The sequence below is a fragment of the Pseudomonas sp. GW823-FHT03E05 genome (assembly GCF_058796855.1).
Genome location: NZ_JBXAJB010000009.1, coordinates 119,520 through 134,882, shown reverse-complemented (window position 1 = coordinate 134,882; position 15,363 = coordinate 119,520). Strand labels below are relative to the sequence as shown.

13 protein-coding genes are annotated in these 15,363 nt (G+C 62.2%); 4 read left to right on the top strand and 9 right to left on the bottom strand.

Annotated features, from left to right (window positions below; all coding sequences use genetic code 11):
* Positions 1–118: 118 nt before the first annotated feature.
* From AC1RCO_RS28875 to AC1RCO_RS28845, 7 genes are all read right to left on the bottom strand, one after another.
* Entirely contained in the window at positions 119–1,603 is a 1,485-nt protein-coding gene (locus AC1RCO_RS28875) for a reverse transcriptase domain-containing protein (protein ID WP_492618299.1), read from the bottom strand.
* A gap of 452 nt (positions 1,604–2,055) precedes the next feature.
* On the bottom strand, positions 2,056–2,856 hold the full coding sequence (locus AC1RCO_RS28870; protein ID WP_492618298.1) for an amino acid ABC transporter ATP-binding protein: 801 nt from the start codon (positions 2,854–2,856) through the stop codon (positions 2,056–2,058).
* Between the two features lie 16 nt (positions 2,857–2,872).
* Positions 2,873–4,114: an NAD(P)/FAD-dependent oxidoreductase gene (locus AC1RCO_RS28865; RefSeq protein ID WP_492618297.1), complete on the bottom strand. Its 1,242-nt coding sequence runs from the start codon at positions 4,112–4,114 to the stop codon at positions 2,873–2,875.
* Positions 4,115–4,160: 46 nt separating this feature from the next.
* A complete protein-coding gene (locus AC1RCO_RS28860) occupies positions 4,161–4,871 on the bottom strand; it encodes an ABC transporter permease (protein WP_011060496.1) in 711 nt (236 codons plus the stop codon).
* Positions 4,868–5,587 (bottom strand): ABC transporter permease, encoded by a 720-nt coding sequence (locus AC1RCO_RS28855; RefSeq protein WP_492618296.1) that lies wholly within the window; start codon positions 5,585–5,587, stop codon positions 4,868–4,870. The genes AC1RCO_RS28860 and AC1RCO_RS28855 overlap by 4 nt, the downstream gene beginning before the upstream one ends.
* A gap of 86 nt (positions 5,588–5,673) precedes the next feature.
* Positions 5,674–6,426 (bottom strand): transporter substrate-binding domain-containing protein, encoded by a 753-nt coding sequence (locus AC1RCO_RS28850; protein ID WP_123576563.1) that lies wholly within the window; start codon positions 6,424–6,426, stop codon positions 5,674–5,676.
* 16 nt (positions 6,427–6,442) lie between these two features.
* A complete protein-coding gene (locus AC1RCO_RS28845; RefSeq protein ID WP_047285528.1) occupies positions 6,443–7,318 on the bottom strand; it encodes a MurR/RpiR family transcriptional regulator in 876 nt (291 codons plus the stop codon).
* Between the two features lie 131 nt (positions 7,319–7,449).
* Here AC1RCO_RS28845 and AC1RCO_RS28840 point away from each other — a divergent pair, with 131 nt between their 5' ends.
* The 4 genes from AC1RCO_RS28840 (at position 7,450) to nahK (ending at position 13,874) form a co-directional block, all read left to right on the top strand.
* Complete coding sequence (locus AC1RCO_RS28840) at positions 7,450–8,496, top strand: Ldh family oxidoreductase (protein ID WP_492618295.1); 1,047 nt, start codon at positions 7,450–7,452, stop codon at positions 8,494–8,496.
* 196 nt (positions 8,497–8,692) lie between these two features.
* Entirely contained in the window at positions 8,693–9,877 is a 1,185-nt protein-coding gene (locus AC1RCO_RS28835) for a porin (protein ID WP_492618294.1), read from the top strand.
* A 261-nt stretch (positions 9,878–10,138) separates the two neighbouring features.
* Positions 10,139–11,302 carry a nitric oxide-sensing protein NosP gene (gene nosP / locus AC1RCO_RS28830; RefSeq protein WP_011060502.1) on the top strand — a complete coding sequence of 388 codons (1,164 nt, stop codon included), beginning with the start codon at positions 10,139–10,141 and terminating at the stop codon, positions 11,300–11,302.
* Positions 11,232–13,874, top strand: a complete 2,643-nt coding sequence (gene nahK / locus AC1RCO_RS28825) for a hybrid sensor histidine kinase/response regulator NahK/ErcS' (protein WP_492618293.1) — start codon at positions 11,232–11,234, stop codon at positions 13,872–13,874. The genes nosP and nahK overlap by 71 nt, the downstream gene beginning before the upstream one ends.
* Positions 13,875–14,059: 185 nt before the next feature.
* Here the strand turns inward: nahK and AC1RCO_RS28820 are convergent, their stop codons facing one another.
* Together AC1RCO_RS28820 and AC1RCO_RS28815 are read right to left on the bottom strand one after the other, a co-directional pair.
* A complete protein-coding gene (locus AC1RCO_RS28820; protein WP_011060504.1) occupies positions 14,060–14,725 on the bottom strand; it encodes a response regulator transcription factor in 666 nt (221 codons plus the stop codon).
* Between the two features lie 54 nt (positions 14,726–14,779).
* Complete coding sequence (locus AC1RCO_RS28815; protein ID WP_053150450.1) at positions 14,780–15,322, bottom strand: PQQ-dependent catabolism-associated CXXCW motif protein; 543 nt, start codon at positions 15,320–15,322, stop codon at positions 14,780–14,782.
* Positions 15,323–15,363 lie beyond the last annotated feature (41 nt).

The following is a 15,363-nucleotide window of genomic DNA, read 5'->3' as shown; positions in this document are numbered from 1 at the left end:
TCCGTGAAGGGCGGCTCTGAGTCCTTTTCTACCTCATCGCGACTGGCAGAATACGGCTAAAAGCAGATCTTTCGATCTATCAGAATTTTACAAATTATTAAATTTAATCGAACACCCATCAACGATAATCATAGTTTAAAGAGTCGGGATTCATAACCCTTTCAATGCCACTCTCAATCAATCCTTTTTTCAAGGCCATGTGTATTAGTAAAAAGCTAGGAATTTCAAGCAGATGAGTTTTTGAACAAGTATTTAGCAGCTGTGTTCGAGATGCATTAAATGGAAAACGATTTGATCTGTTGTGGCCGTGACTTATCAGCAACTTTGAACGCAACTTCAAAACCCGATGAATTACGGAGAGGAGCCACCCATCAAGCATCTTTAGCTGAGTGACGTCGTCAACCAAGGGATAAAAACTCATAACACCTTTGAAATATATCCTTTTGGCTCTACCGGACAAATAGTCTTTAATTTGTTTATTACTGAGGCCTCCATACATGTACCTGCGGACCTCTAACATGGCCGACAACAGATTGACATCTCTATCATTGGCCGGTATGCGTTGACCTGCAAGATTCTGCTGCTTGAGAGGTTGAATCAAATTACGATACAAAATATATGAAATTTGTTTTTGAATTTTCTTTAGCGACTTATCCTTAATTGAAACCCTGTCAACTGAAAGAGAGTATCCTAAGAAATTTAGACTTGTTTTTGCAACAATCTCAGATGGCAAACCATCCTTTGTTAATATTGATATCCCTTCGGATTTTGCGGCATTAATTTTAACACCAGCTTGCTTGGAAAAACTATTGATAAAACCAAATGCGTTGCATATCTTAGAATAATCCGGTGACCACACAATTGTATCATCGGCATAGCGTGAAAACTTCACGCCTTCCCGCTCCAAATCTTGGTCGAACTTCCAGCAGGTTAGATTTGCCAGAAACAAACTAATCGATGTGCCTTGGGGAACTCCAACCGTCCTCTCTTTCAGAAACGAATTAACTATGAATCTTTCTTCCGAACTTATAAAAAATCCATTCTCCTGGAACTGATCTTTAAGGAAAGAATGAGAAATAGAGCCAAAGAAATCTGAAAAATCAAATTCAGCTAAGAAAGTCCTTTCATTCCTTCGAAGATCAACGGAGATGTCTTGTATCGCGAAATGAACGTTCCTATCGTTGCGATAGGCATAGGAAAATGAGCTAAACCGATGTCGATTTTTAGCCAGAAGCCTATTGAAAAAATGCTTTGATATAGCCGCGTCGGGGATTTGGTAAATCGCTACTTTTCTTATTCCACCATCAGGCTTAGGGACAGATTTTACATATGGGCTATTTGGGGTATACGTACGATCTTCTATTTTTTTTGCCATTGACCGAGCAATGCTTTTGTACTTGCCCTTCACATAGAATGGGTTATATTTTTTATCAATACCCCAATAGTCTGGTGTATAAATTTTTTTGGGAGGTACGGCATCTCCAAGACGCCTTGCATTCCTTTTAGCTTCAAGATGCACTCTATTATGGTATTCGTGATACCGAGTAATTAATTTCTCAGCTTCCTCACGAATTATGCATTCCAGTTGTTTCTCTAACCGCATACTCCCCCCAAACAAAAAAGCCTGAGTTAGACTCAGGCTTTTCCACGGTATCAACCCAAGTAAAAGTAAGTTATCACATGGTTGGGAAGGCTGTGACGCCGTCCCCCCATCAGTGCGAGTCCTCGCAGCTGAAGACCGGCTATTGCTAGTCGGTAGAAGGCAACACCGTTATCCCCATAGGGGAATCTGAGCATGATAGCGATTAGCCTGCGTCTTGCAAACTTTTCATTTTTTACAGTTACTAGATAACATCGAAAAGTCAACGACACCTGTGACCCCATTCAACAACCGGCCACTATGCCAGGCTTGTACGGCGCTTAACGGCTGCAATGGGTAGATCTACGACCCTCGCGATGGCAGCTGTTGGCCGATAGCAGTCTCTCACTAAGTGAAGCAATAAATACCTCTACTTAAGCTAAACAGGCGCCGCACAATACGCGGCGCCCATCCACTCAATGCACAATCTGTGCAAGAAACGCCTTAGCCCTCTCACTCTTCGGCGCCCCAAAAAACTCCTCCGGCGGCGCATCCTCCACAATCCGCCCCCCATCCAAAAACAGCACCCGCCCAGCCACCTGCCGGGCAAAGCACATCTCGTGGGTTACGCAGAGCATGGTCATGCCGCTATCGGCCAGCTTGACCATCACGTCCAGCACTTCGCACACCATCTCCGGGTCCAGCGCCGAAGTCGGTTCATCGAACAGCATGATCTTCGGCTCCATGCACAACGCCCTAGCAATCGCCACGCGCTGTTGCTGCCCGCCGGACAGTTGGCTCGGGTACTTATTCGCCTGATTCTCAATCCCCACCTTGGCCAGAAACCCCCGCGCCAGTTCTTCAGCTTTTTTCCGCGACAACCCGCGCACGGTCATCGGTGCCAGGGTGCAGTTGTCCAGCACGCTCATGTGCGGGAATAGGTTGAAGTGCTGGAACACCATGCCCACTTGGCTGCGCACTTGCGCTGCTTCGCGGGTGTTTTGCGAGAGGTCGGTGCGGTCCACCAGGATGCGGCCTTTTTCGGCGATTTCCAGGCGGTTGATGCAGCGGATCAGGGTGGATTTACCCGAGCCGGAAGGCCCGCAGAGGACGATGCGTTCGCCCTGGCGCACCTTGAGGTCGATGTCGTGCAGTACATGAAAGGCGCCGTAGAACTTGTTCAGCCCGGCAATATCGATCACCACTTCACGCGGGTCGGCAACGGGCTGGGCGGGCGCTTGGCGGGCGGCGGGAAGCGGGGCGGTCTGGGTCTGCATGGCGGTTCTCCGTCGGTCAGTTGAAGCGCTCGGCGCGGTAGGGGGTGGGGTCGGTAAACGGGGTTTCGCCGGTGACCATCTGCGCCAGCAGTTGGCCGCTCACCGGGCCCAGGGTCAGGCCGTGGTGGGCGTGGCCGAAGTTGAACCACAGGCCAGGGTGGCGCGGGGCCGGGCCGATCACTGGGCACATGTCCGGCAGGCACGGGCGGCGGCCCAGCCAGGGTTCGGCGTCGAGGCGTTCGCCCAAGGGGTAGAAGTTCCGGGCCAGGGCTTCGCAGCGGCGCAGTTGGATTTCGTTGATGGGGTCGTCGCGGTCGGCGAATTCGATGCCGGTGGTCAGGCGGATGCCGCCCACCATCGGCGCCAGGACGTAGCCGCCCACCGGGTCGAGGATCGGGTGCTGCAGGCGGGTGCCGGGCAGGGCGGCGTAGTGCATGTGGTAGCCGCGCTTGATCGCCAGGGGAATGCGGTAGCCCAGGGGCTCGAAGAGGCCGCTGGCTTGCGGGCCCAGCGCCACCACCACTTCCTGGGCGCTGATCGGGCCGAGTTCGCTGTGCACCTGCCAGCCGCCTTCGATCTGGGTCAGGCTCAGGGCATCACCGATGACGAATTGGCCGCCGCGCTGCTTGAACAGTTCGGCGTAGCCGCGGGTCAGGCCGCCGGGGTCGCTGACGGTCTTGGGGTCGAGCCAGTGCAGGCCGCCTACTACTTCGGGGTGCAGGCCGGGTTCCAGGGCCAGCAATTCGGCGCGGTCCAGTACCCGGTAGTTGAGCTCGTAGTCGCGCAGGTCGGCGGCGGCGCGCTGGGCGAAGTCGAAGGCCTCCTGGTCGTTGAAGGCTTCGAGCCAGCCGCCGTCGGCGATCAGCTGCAGCATGTTGGCCGGGCGGGCCAGGGCCAGGTGTTCGGTGATGCAGCGTTCGATCAGCGGCAGCATGGCGCGGGTGGCGGCAGCCAGGCCCTTGGGCGAGGAGTGGCGCCAGTATTGCAGCAGCCAGGGGCCGGCCTTGGGCAGGTGGCGCAGGCTGTAGCGCACGTCCGATTGCTGGTTGAGGCCGTAGCGCACCAGCTTGGTCACTTCCCGGGGGAAGGCGTAGGGAATCACGCTGGCGCGTTCGATCAGCCCGGCGTTGCCGTGGCTGGTGCCGTTGCCCGGGGGCTGGCGGTCCAGCAGGACCACTTGGCGGCCGCGGGCCTGCAGGTGCAGGGCGCTGCTGACGCCGACGATTCCGGCGCCCAGAACGAGGGTTTGGCAATGCATGTTTCAGTCCTTATGACAGGGGCCGCGCGGCGGCCCGCTCAAGGGTTCAGTTCAGGTGCCGGCCCAGGCGGCCTTCCAGGTATTTGAGGCTGCGCCGCACCACTTCGACGATCAGCAGGTACAGCACCGCGGCCCACAGGTAGATCTGGAAATCGAAGCTGCGGGAGAAGGCCAGCTTGGTCACCCCCATCAGGTCGTAGATGGTCACCAGGGAGGCGATGGCGCTGGCCTTGATCATCAAAATCAGCTCGTTGCCCAACGGCCCGATGGCGATCAGCAGCGACTGCGGCAGTATCACTTTGCGAAACGCGGTCCAGCGCGACAGGCTCAGGGCCTTGCAGGCTTCGCGCTGGCCCTGGGCTACGGCCAGCAGGCTGCCGCGCAGGATCTCCGCCTGGTAGGCGGCGGTGTTCAGGGTGAAGGCCAGCAGGGTGCAGAACCACGCGTCGCGGAAGAACCACCACAGGCCCACGTCCTGCCAGAAGCCTTTGAACGAACCCAGGCCGTAATACAGCATGAACAGCTGGGCCAGCAGCGGCGAGCCACGGAAGAAGTACACATAAGCCCCGGTGAAGCGCCGCAGGAAACGATTGCTGGACAGCCGCCCGAGGGCGATCAGCAGGCCGAGCACCGCGCCCAGGCTGAAGGAGATCGCCACCAGCTTGGCGGTCACCAGCAGGCCGTCAATAAAGCGCGGGCCGTAGCGTTCCAGCAGTTCCTGGTTGAGGAACAGGTTCAGCAGGTCATCCAGGTTCATGGCTGCAGGCTCCGTTGCGCACGGTTGAAGCGTCGTTCGAGAAAACTGAACAGGTGCCCGGACAGCGCCGAGAAGAACAGGTAGCCAAAGCACGCCACGCTGTAGAACAGCATGGGTTCCTTGGTCACGCTGACCGCGAGGTTGGTCTGGCGCATCAGGTCCACCAGGGAAATGGTCGACACCAGGGAGGTGTCCTTGAGCAGCGACAGCCAGTTGTTGGAAAGCCCCGGCAGAGCGATGCGCGTCAGTTGCGGCAGCAGTATTCGGTTGAAGGTGGTGCGCCGCGACAGGCTCAGGGCGCGGGCGGCTTCGTACTGGCCCTTGGGCAGGGTCTTGAACGCGGCCAGCCAGATCTCGCTGGAGAAGGCGGCGAACACCAGGCTGAAGGCGATCATCGCGGCAACGAAGGTGTTGATCGCCACTTCACCGGGGTAGCCCAGGGCGCCGAGGATCTTCTGCGCGGCAATCTGGCAGCCGTAGTAGATGATCAGCAGGGTCAAGAGCTCCGGCAGGCCGCGAAACACCGTGGAAAAGGTCGTGGCCCAGGCCCGCGCCCAGCGGTTTTTCGAGCGCGCGGCCAGGGCTACGGCCAGGCCCAGGGGCAGGCCGATGGGCACGCAGGCGAGCGCCAGGGCGATGGTCACCAGGGCCCCGGCAAGCAGGGCCGAGCCCCAGCCGCCGCTGGCGAAGGACAGGAGTGACAGCTGTTCGAACATGCGCGAACCCTCTGGAAAAATGAACCGTGCAGGGCGCCGCCGCGCTCAAGAGAACGCGGGGCAAGGGCAGCGGCAAAGGCGGGCGGTCAGTAGATGTCGAAGGCGAAGTAGCGGCTGGAGATTTTCTTGTAGGTGCCGTCGGCGACGATCTCGTCCAGGGCCTTGTTCAGGCGCTCGCGCAGGGCGTTGTCTTCCTTGCGCACTGCGATCGAGGCGTCGGCGGTGGTGCCATTGACATCGCCGATGATCTTGCAGCAATCCTTGCCGGTGCTTTCAGCCCAGGCCAGCAGCGGGAACTTGTCGGCGATCACCCCGTCCACGCGCCCGGCGGCCAGGTCGCTGTTGGCTTCGTCCAGGGTCGGGTAGAACTTCACGTCGGCACCGGCCGGGCCGTAGTGGTCCTCGGCGTAGATGGCCTGGGTCGAGGAGGCCTGGGCGCCCACGGTGCGGCCCTTGAAGTTGGTCTGGGCGTCGGTGATGTCCGAGTCCTTGGGCACCGCCACCGACAGCGGGGTGCGGTAGTAGTGGTTGCTGAAGGCGATCTTCTTCTTGCGTTCGTCGGTGGCGATCATCGAGGCCACCACGGCGTCGTATTTCTTCGCCAGCAGCGCCGGGATGATGCCTTCCCAGTCCTGGGCGACGATCTGGCATTCGACCTTCATCTGTTTGCACAGGGCGTTGGCGATGTCCACGTCGAAGCCGTGCAGTTGGTTGTTGGAGTCCACGTAGTTGAAGGGCGGGTAGGCGCCTTCGGTGGCGATCTTCAGGGTTTCAGCCTGGGCCGTGGAGGCGGCGATGACCAGGGCGCAAGCGCCGGCGAAGCGGAGGACGTTGTTCATGGAGCACCTCGGTTATTTATTGTTTTGGTCGGGCGGACGATGTGTAGCCAACAAACTCGTTATGCAGGGCAGCGGTGGCTTCCAGGCGTTTTTCCACCTCGGGTCCCAGGTGCTTGCACACCTCGTTGACCAACAGGTGCACCAGCGACAGCATGGCCGCGGTGGACTCCCAGAACAGGTTGAATTCAGTGGGTACGCGGAACACCTCGTCGGCGTTCTGCTCGGCCCAGTCGCAGAAGGTGTCGGTGACCAGGGTCACCGGAATCCCGGCCTCGCGGGCCTTGTGGCATAGGGTCAGGGCGTGGCGCGAGTAGCGCCGGGCCTCGAACACCACCAGGGCGCAGTCCTCGGCGGGGCTCAGCAGTACGTCGGCGAAATGCCCGGCGGCGCCGTCCACCAGGTGCACGCCGTCGCGCAGGTATTGCAGCAGGTGGACCATGGAGGCAGCGATGCCGCGCTCGGTCTGGAACCCCGCCACGTACACCCGGCGCCGGCTGGCCAGGCGCTGGACCACGGTCTGCCAGGCCGGGGTCAGGCTGTATTCGTAGACCTTGACCAGCGCCGCCACTTCCAGCTCGAAGCTGCGGGGCAGGCCCTGGGCCGCCGGGTTGGGCTGCTGGCGAAATTCCTGCAGGCGGTCGCCCACCAGCCACGGGCCTTCGCCGAGGTCGTTCTTCAGGTCGTTTTTCAGATCCTTGAAATGGCTGTAGCCGATGGCGCGGCAGAAGCGGCCGACGCTGGACTCGCTGACGCCGAGTTTTTCGGCGATGTCGGCGGCGGTCTGGAAGGGCAGTTCATAGAGGTTGGCCAGCATGTAGCTGGCAATCGCCCGGCCCGACGCGGTGGCGCTGGACAGGCTGCTTTCAAGGCGTTGCTTGATGGGTTGGCTCATGGTTGTTTTCATTCTTGTGGGCCGTTGACAATGGAAAATGAATGTTTTCTGTCATGAAGTCAACATTTGACAGTTAACTGGCGTGACGCGATAGTCAGGCACCTTCCAATAACAATTCCAATGGAGCTGCAATGACCGAAGCGAACCAGGCGACCCTGGCGCAGGCACCCGTCGAGTACCTCGATCTGCCTGCCTTGACCGACTTGCTGCAACGCATTTTTCTTCGCCATGGCACCTCTGCCGAGGTGGCCCGGGTGCTGGCCGACAACTGCGCCCGCGCCGAGCGCGACGGCTCCCACAGCCACGGGGTGTTCCGCATTCCCGGTTACCTGTCGTCCCTGGCCAGTGGCTGGGTGAATGGGCAGGCGCTGCCGCAAGTGGAGGATGTGGCCCCCGGCGTGGTGGCGGTGGACGCCGCAGGCGGCTTTGCCCAGCCGGCCCTGGCGGCGGCCCGCGAGCTGCTGCTGAGCAAGGCCCGCAGCGCCGGAATCGCGGTGCTGGCGATTCGCAATTCCCACCATTTCGCCGCCCTGTGGCCGGATGTCGAGCCCTTCGCCGAAGAAGGCCTGGTGGCCCTGAGCCTGGTCAACAGCATGACCTGCGTGGTGCCCCACGGCGCCCAGCGGCCGCTGTTCGGCACCAACCCGATTGCCTTCGCCGCACCCCGCGAAGGCGCCGAGCCCATCGTCTTCGACCTGGCCACCAGCGCCATCGCCCACGGCGATGTGCAGATCGCCAAGCGCCAGGGCCAGCAGCTGCCGCCGGGCATGGGGGTGGATCGCGATGGCCAGCCCACTTGCGATCCGGCACAGATTCTCGACGGCGGCGCCTTGCTGCCCTTTGGCGGGCACAAGGGCTCGGCGCTGTCGATGATGGTGGAGCTGCTGGCGGCGGCGCTCACTGGTGGCAACTTCTCCTTCGAATTCGACTGGTCACAACACCCGGGGGCGCAGACGCCCTGGACCGGGCAACTGCTGATCGTCATCGACCCCAGCCACCTGGGCGGCGGGCATTTTGCCCAGCGCAGCGGCGAGCTGGTGCGGCAGATGCAGGCCGTGGGCCTGGAGCGCATGCCCGGCGACCGACGCTACCGCACCCGGGCCAAATCGCTGGAGCACGGCATTCCCCTGGCCGTTGCCGAACTGGCGCGACTGCGCGCTTTGGCGGCTGAGGCTTAAGGCCTTATCCCTTGGCACCGGGGTCGATAAACCCTTGGTGCTACTCCAGGTAGCGGGCCGGTCGTGGATCGGATTTGCCGGTCCCTGCCAGCCCCTCCAAAGCATGCTGAATTTGCCCCCAAGGCAGCCTATGGGCGGCCTTGGCGCGTTTCGATAATCGCCTCCGACATTTCGTCCCCCGTTTGCGGAGCGCGCCATGCATAACAATAAGAACTGCCAGTACCCTCTGATTCCGGCCCTGCTTGTCGGCCTGTCGACCCTTGGCCTGGGCTCTGTCGCCGAAGCCGAGATCATGCTGTACGACAAGGACCAGACCACCTTTTCCACCGACGGCTACATCAACGCCTTCTACGTCAACAGCAAGGTCGACCGCGCCGGCGACCAGTACGACCGCCGTCAGGCGCGGGTGAAGATGGGCTTTCTGCCCAACTACCTAGGTTTCAACATGGGCAAGCAGGTGGACGACCTCAAGCTCGGCGCCCGGGCCTCGTTCTGGGTCACCATCAACGACAGCGAGACCAACGGCACCGACACCGCCATCGACGTGCGCCAGTTCTACGGCACCGTGGCCAACCCGGAGTGGGGCGAGGTGCTGATCGGCAAGGACTTCGGCCTGTTCGCCCGTTCCAACATCCTGCTCGATGAAATGCTCGCCGGGTACGGCCAGGTCAGCGACAGCCTGGGGCTGGTGGACGGCGGCGGGGTGTCGTTCGGCAACATCGGCAGCGGTTACCCCTATCCCTTTCCGTCGTCGCAGATCACTTACCGCAGCCCGGTGATGGACGGCCTGCGGGTGGCGGTGGGCATCCTCGACCCGGTGGACACCAACGACAGCAGCGCCCTGGGCAAGGCCTACCAGAAGAACCCGCGCACCGAGAGCGAGGTCACCTACCAGTTCGACCTGGGCGGGGCCAAGTTCTACAGCTGGCTCAACGGCAGCTACCAGACCTCCGACAACACCGACCCCAACGTGCAGTCGGTGACCTCCAAGGGCCTGGGCTATGGCCTGCAGGCGAAGATGGGCGGGTTGTCCCTGACCGGTTCCGGGTTCCAGGCCAAGGGCATCAACCCGTTCTTCACCAACAATGCCGGCGAGGCCACCCTGCGCAATGTCGACAGCAAGGGCTACCTGCTGCAGGGCTCGTACAAGCTCGGCAAGAACCGCCTGGCGCTGTCCTACGGCAAGACGAAGGACGACGGCAACGGCGTGGTGGGCAGCGGCGCGGATTACCAGACCCGGGGCGTGGCGCTGTTCCACGACATCAACGACAACCTCAAGCTGGTGGCCGAGTACAACCAGTTCGAGATCGACGGCCACCACACCAATGCACAGAACGAAAACACCGACACCTTCGCCGTGGGTGCCGTGCTGACCTGGTAACCCCAGCGCCGGCCCTGGCGTGCGCATCGCGCCCGGGCCGGCGCCCCGTATTCCCCCTATCCCCTGTATTTACGCCTTCCCTTGTAGGAGCCGGCTTGCCGGCGAAGAGGCCCTCAAGCCTTGCACCAGGCCGAATGATGCCTTCGCTGACAAGCCAGCGCCTACACCCATGGAACCGGCTACCCGCTACCCAAGTAGCATTCGTGCCCCGGGGCCGGCTTCGTACACTCATTGCTCAGACAACCCGCGCCGGAGGCGACGATGCAGCAAGCCCAGAGCGAGGGCGTGGTCAGCGCCATGTCCCAGGCCGTCGATCCGCAGCAGGTGGCCCAGGACCTGGCCAGCCAGTTGCTGCATCCGCACCTGGGCTTCGTGCTGTTCTTCTGTTCCGCCGAATACCCCCTGCAAACCCTCGGCCCGGCCCTGCAACAGAGCTTCGGCGGCATCCCCCTGGTGGGCTGCACCAGCGCCGGGGAAATCACCCCCCTGGGCTACGGGCGCAATTGCGTGACCGCCATCGGCTTCGATCACCGGCACTTTTCCATCGCCGCCGAACTGATCGACCAGATGGAGCATTTCAGCCTGATCGACGCCCAGCAGATGGTCGAACGCCTGGTGGGCCGCTGCCGCAGCAACACCCTGGCGCCGATCAAGGGCAACAGCTTCGCCCTGACCCTGCTGGACGGCCTGTCGAGCCGCGAGGAAATGGTGCTGGCCGCCCTCAGCGCGGCCCTGGGGGACATTCCGCATTTCGGCGGTTCGGCCGGCGATGACAACTACCTGACCCACACCCACGTGTATTACGGTGGCGAGTTCCACAGCGGCGCGGCGGTGGTGGTGCTGGTCAACACCTGGCTGGATTTCGAGGTGTTCACCACCCACCACATCCAGCCCCGGGAAGAAAAACTGGTGGTCACCGGCGCCGACAGTACCTTGCGCCGGGTCTATGAACTGAACGCCGAGCCCGCCGCCGAGGAGTACGCGCGGCTGATCGGCGTGCCCCTGGCGCAGCTCGACCATCGGGTGTTCGCCGCCCACCCCCTGGCGGTGCGCATCAACCAGCACTATTACGTGCGCGCGGTGCAGCAGGTGCACCCGGACCTGAGCCTGAGTTTCTACTGCGCGGTGGAAAACGGCATCGTCCTCACCGCCATGACCCCCGGCCCCTTGTTGCCCAACCTGCAACAGCTGTTCGACGGCTTGCAGCAGCGCCTCGGCGGGCTGTTGCTGACCATTGGCTGCGACTGTTTTTTGCGCCGCCTGGAGCTGGAGGGGCAGGGCAGCCTGGAGCAGATCGGGGCCTTTTTGCGGGAACAGCGGGTGATGGGTTTCAACACCTACGGAGAACAGTTCAATGGCATGCACATCAACCAGACCTTCACCGGGGTCGCCATTGCCCGCAGTCGAACTCCGGCCCGCCGCTGAGCTGCAAGCGCAGCTCGATGACCTGCAGCGCGAGAACCGCAAGCTGCGGCGGATCAACAGCGCGCTGATCGAACGGGTCGAATCCGGCATCACCCGTGGCAACGACCCCTATGCGGCGTTCCAGCATTCGGTGGTGCTGGCCGAGCAGGTGCGCGAACGCACCGACGCCCTGAACCAGGCCATGGCCGAGCTCAAGGCCGGCAACCATTTGCTCAGCGAAGCGCGGCTGCGGGCCGAGACGGCACACCAGCATCTGATCGATGCCATCGAGAGCATTTCCGACGCCTTCGTGCTGTTCGACCAGGAGCAGCGCATCGTCCTGTTCAACAGCCGCTTCCGTGCCTTCTGGAGCCACAGCCGGGTACGGATCATGGCCGGCATGCGCCTCTCGGAAGTGCGCAGGTTGCTGACCAGCACCGGGCTGTTCAGCGAGGAACCGCGCAGTGGCGGTGACGAGCAGTTGCTGTATCGCCTGCACAACGGCCGCTGGCTGCAGGTCAGCGAGCGGCCGACCCGGGAAGGCGGGCGGGTGATCCTGTTCACCGATATCACCGAGGTCAAGCACAGCGAAACCCTGCGCCGGGAACAGGCGGTGGCGCAAAAGTCCCACCTGCTGCAACGGGCGGTGGACAACCTGTCCCAGGGCGTGGCCATGGTCAGCGCCGAGGGCGTGCTGGAGTTGTGGAACCGGCGCTTCCTGGAGCTCAGCGGGCTGGCCCCGGTGGCCGCGCATCGCTTGTTTGCCGAGGTCATCGGTGACAGCGAACTGCGCCTGCTGAGCCCCGACAGCCGCGACGCCAACGGCCGGCCAATCCACGAATGCGAGCAGCGCCTGAGCGATGGCCGGGTGCTGGAGATCCGCACCCATCCGCTGCCCACCGGTGGTTTCGTCAACACCTTCACCGACATCACCGAGCGCTACCAGCACGCCGAGGCCCTGAGCGAAAGCGAACGCTGGATCCGCCTGATCACCGACCATGTGCCGGCGCTGATCGCCTACCTCAATGCCGACCTGGTGTACGAGTTCACCAACAAGGTCTACGAGGAATGGTACTGCTGGCCCCGCGGCGTGATGCTCGGCCAGAGCCTGCGCGAGGTGCACAGCGAGCAGCACTACCAGCGCCTGGAAAGCTATGTGGAACGGGCCCTGGCCGGGGAGAGCGTGACCTTCGAATTCGCCGAGACCAACATCAACAATCAGGAGCGCTACATGCTGCGCTCCTACGTGCCCAACCGCCTGGCCAATGGCGAGGTGGTGGGGATCTTCGTGCTGATCCGCGACATCACCGAGCGCCGGCGCACCGCCGAGGCGCTGCATCAGGCCTACCAGAACCTGGAGCTGCGGGTGCGCGAACGCACCGCCGAGCTGACCACCCTCAACCAGCAGCTGCTGCGCGAAATCGAAGAGCGCAGCCGGGTGGAATCACGCTTGCGCGAAGCCAAGGCCGAGGCCGAACGGGCCAACCTGTCGAAGACCAAGTTCCTCGCCGCGGTCAGCCATGACCTGCTGCAACCCCTGAACGCCGCGCGGCTGTTCACCAGCGCCTTGCTGGAGCGCCGCGATCCCCAGGCCAGCAGCGCCCTGGTGCGCAATGTCAGCAACTCCCTGGAAGACGTGGAAAACCTGCTGGGCACCCTGGTGGACATTTCCAAGCTCGATGCCGGGGTGATCAAGGCCGATATCGCGCCCTTTGCCTTGAGCGAACTGCTGGAAAACCTCGCCGCCGAGTACGCCCAGGTGGCCCGCAGCGAAGGCCTGGAACTGCACTTCGTGGCCTGCTCGGCGCTGGTGCGCAGCGACATCCAGCTGCTGGCGCGGATTCTGCGCAACCTGTTGAGCAACGCCATCCGCTACACCCGCCAGGGCCGGGTGGTGCTGGGCTGTCGGCGCCAGGGGCGCTGGTTGTCGATCCAAGTCTGGGACAGCGGCATGGGTATCGCCGCCGAACGCCTGGAGGAAATCTTCCAGGAGTTCAAGCGTGGCGAAGAACAGCGTCCGGACCAGGATCGCGGCCTGGGCCTGGGGCTGGCCATCGTCGAGAAGATTGCCGGGATTCTCGGGCACCGCATTGGCGTGCGCTCCTGGCCGGGGCGTGGTTCGGTGTTCAGCGTGCAGGTGCCGATCAGCGCCAGCGCGCCCTTGCCAGCGCCGCGCCCGGAGCTGGGCGACGCCCTGCTGGAGCGTTTGCAGGGGGCGCGGATCTGGGTGCTGGATAACGACGCGGCGATCTGCGCCGGCATGCGCACCTTGCTTGAAGGCTGGGGCTGCCAGGTGATCACCGCCTTGTCCGAAGAAGACCTGGCGCGCCAGGTGGACGACTACCGCGCCGAGGCCGACCTGCTGATTGCCGACTACCACCTGGACCAGCAACAGAACGGCATCGATGCGGTAGCGCGAATCAACGCCCGGCGCGCCCTGGCGATCCCGGCGATGATGATCACCGCCAACTACAGCAACGAGCTCAAACAGCAACTGCGCGAACTGGGCCACACCCTGATGCACAAACCGGTGCGCCCGATGAAACTCAAGACCGCTATCAGCCACCTGCTGGGCCCAACGCGGCACTCCTGACAACCGTAGGCGCTGGCTTGCCAGCGAAGGGGCCCGCAAGACCGCTTTCGCCGGCAAGCCGGCTCCTACAGGTCCACGCCACAGTCTCTACCAATCGTAGGAGCTGGCTTGCCAGCGAAGGGGCCCGCAAGATCGCCTTCGCCGGCAAGCCGGCTCCTACAGGGTCGGTGCACGATCAGCGCAATTCAACGGCGCAGGTAGGCGCCGAAATCGATGTCCCCGGCACTGAGGATCGCCTGCACCCGGTTGTGCACGTTGAGCTTGCGCAGAATTGCCGAGACGTGGGCCTTCACCGTGGTTTCGGCAATGTCCAGGGTGTAGGCGATCTGCTTGTTGGATTCGCCCTTGGTCATGCGTTCCAGCACCAGGAGCTGTTTGCGGGTCAGGGCCTGGAGCAGTTCCGGGGGGAAGCTCGGGGTTTCGCTGCTGCGCCGCCCTGGCTGGCTTTTCTGGGTGCGGATGATGTCCGGCGGCAGGTACACGTTGCCGTTGAGGATCTGTTCGATGGCCTCGGTCATCTGCGAGCGCGCCGAGGATTTGGTGATGAAGCCGACGGCGCCGTAGGTGATGGCCTGGAGCACGATCTGCTTGTCCTGCTCGGCGGAAACGATCACCACCGGAATGGTCGGCGCTTCGTTGCGCAGGGTGATCAGGCCGTTGAGGCCGTGCATGCCGGGCATGTTCAGGTCCAGCAGGATCAGGTCGAGGTCGTCGTGTTCCTGGGTCAGGGCCAGGGCGCTGTCCAGGTCGGCGGTTTCCATCACCTCGCTGCCGGGAAATCCGTCGCTGATGACGTTGTGGATGGCTTCGCGAAACAGTGGGTGATCGTCGGCTATCAGAATTTTATACATGGCCTTTCACCTCGTTATTGTGGTTATGGGGGCGGCAACGCCGTGCTGCGGCGCTCAGGGAAAGGGTTGCGGCCGGGCCGCCTCCACGGGCAGGCCGGCGGCCTCCCAGGCATCCAGGCCGTCGCGGTACCAGTAGATGTTCTTATAGCCCAGGGCTGCCGCGCGTTTTACCGCGTTCCAGCTCAGCCAGCAATCGGCACGGCAATAGAACACCAGGGCGCGCTGCGGGTCGGCGTGGCTCAGCCGTTGCAGGTTGCCGGCGAAATAGGCCTGCCACTCGGGGCTCAGTTCGCCGTCGCCGGTGTTGGCCAGCCAGTGGCTGCCGGGGAGGTTGGCGTGGGGCTCGCTGTCGATGAAGCGGCCCTGCAGCCATTGCCGACGGTAGACGTCGATCAGCAGGGGCGCCGGTTGCTCCTTGAGCAGCTCTTGCAGGCCCGGGGTGTCGATGATCCGGCCCTGGTCGATCTGCAGCGGGGTCGGGCTGCGGTACAGGCTGGTGCGATAGCCCTCGGTGGAAAACAGCGGGGCAGCGGCATGGGCGGCGCCCAGCGCCAGGCTCAGGGTTAGCGCGGCCAGGGTCTCTAAGGCACGGGGCATAAGGCTTTTATCCTTTTTGTTATAGGCCCATTACATGCCAG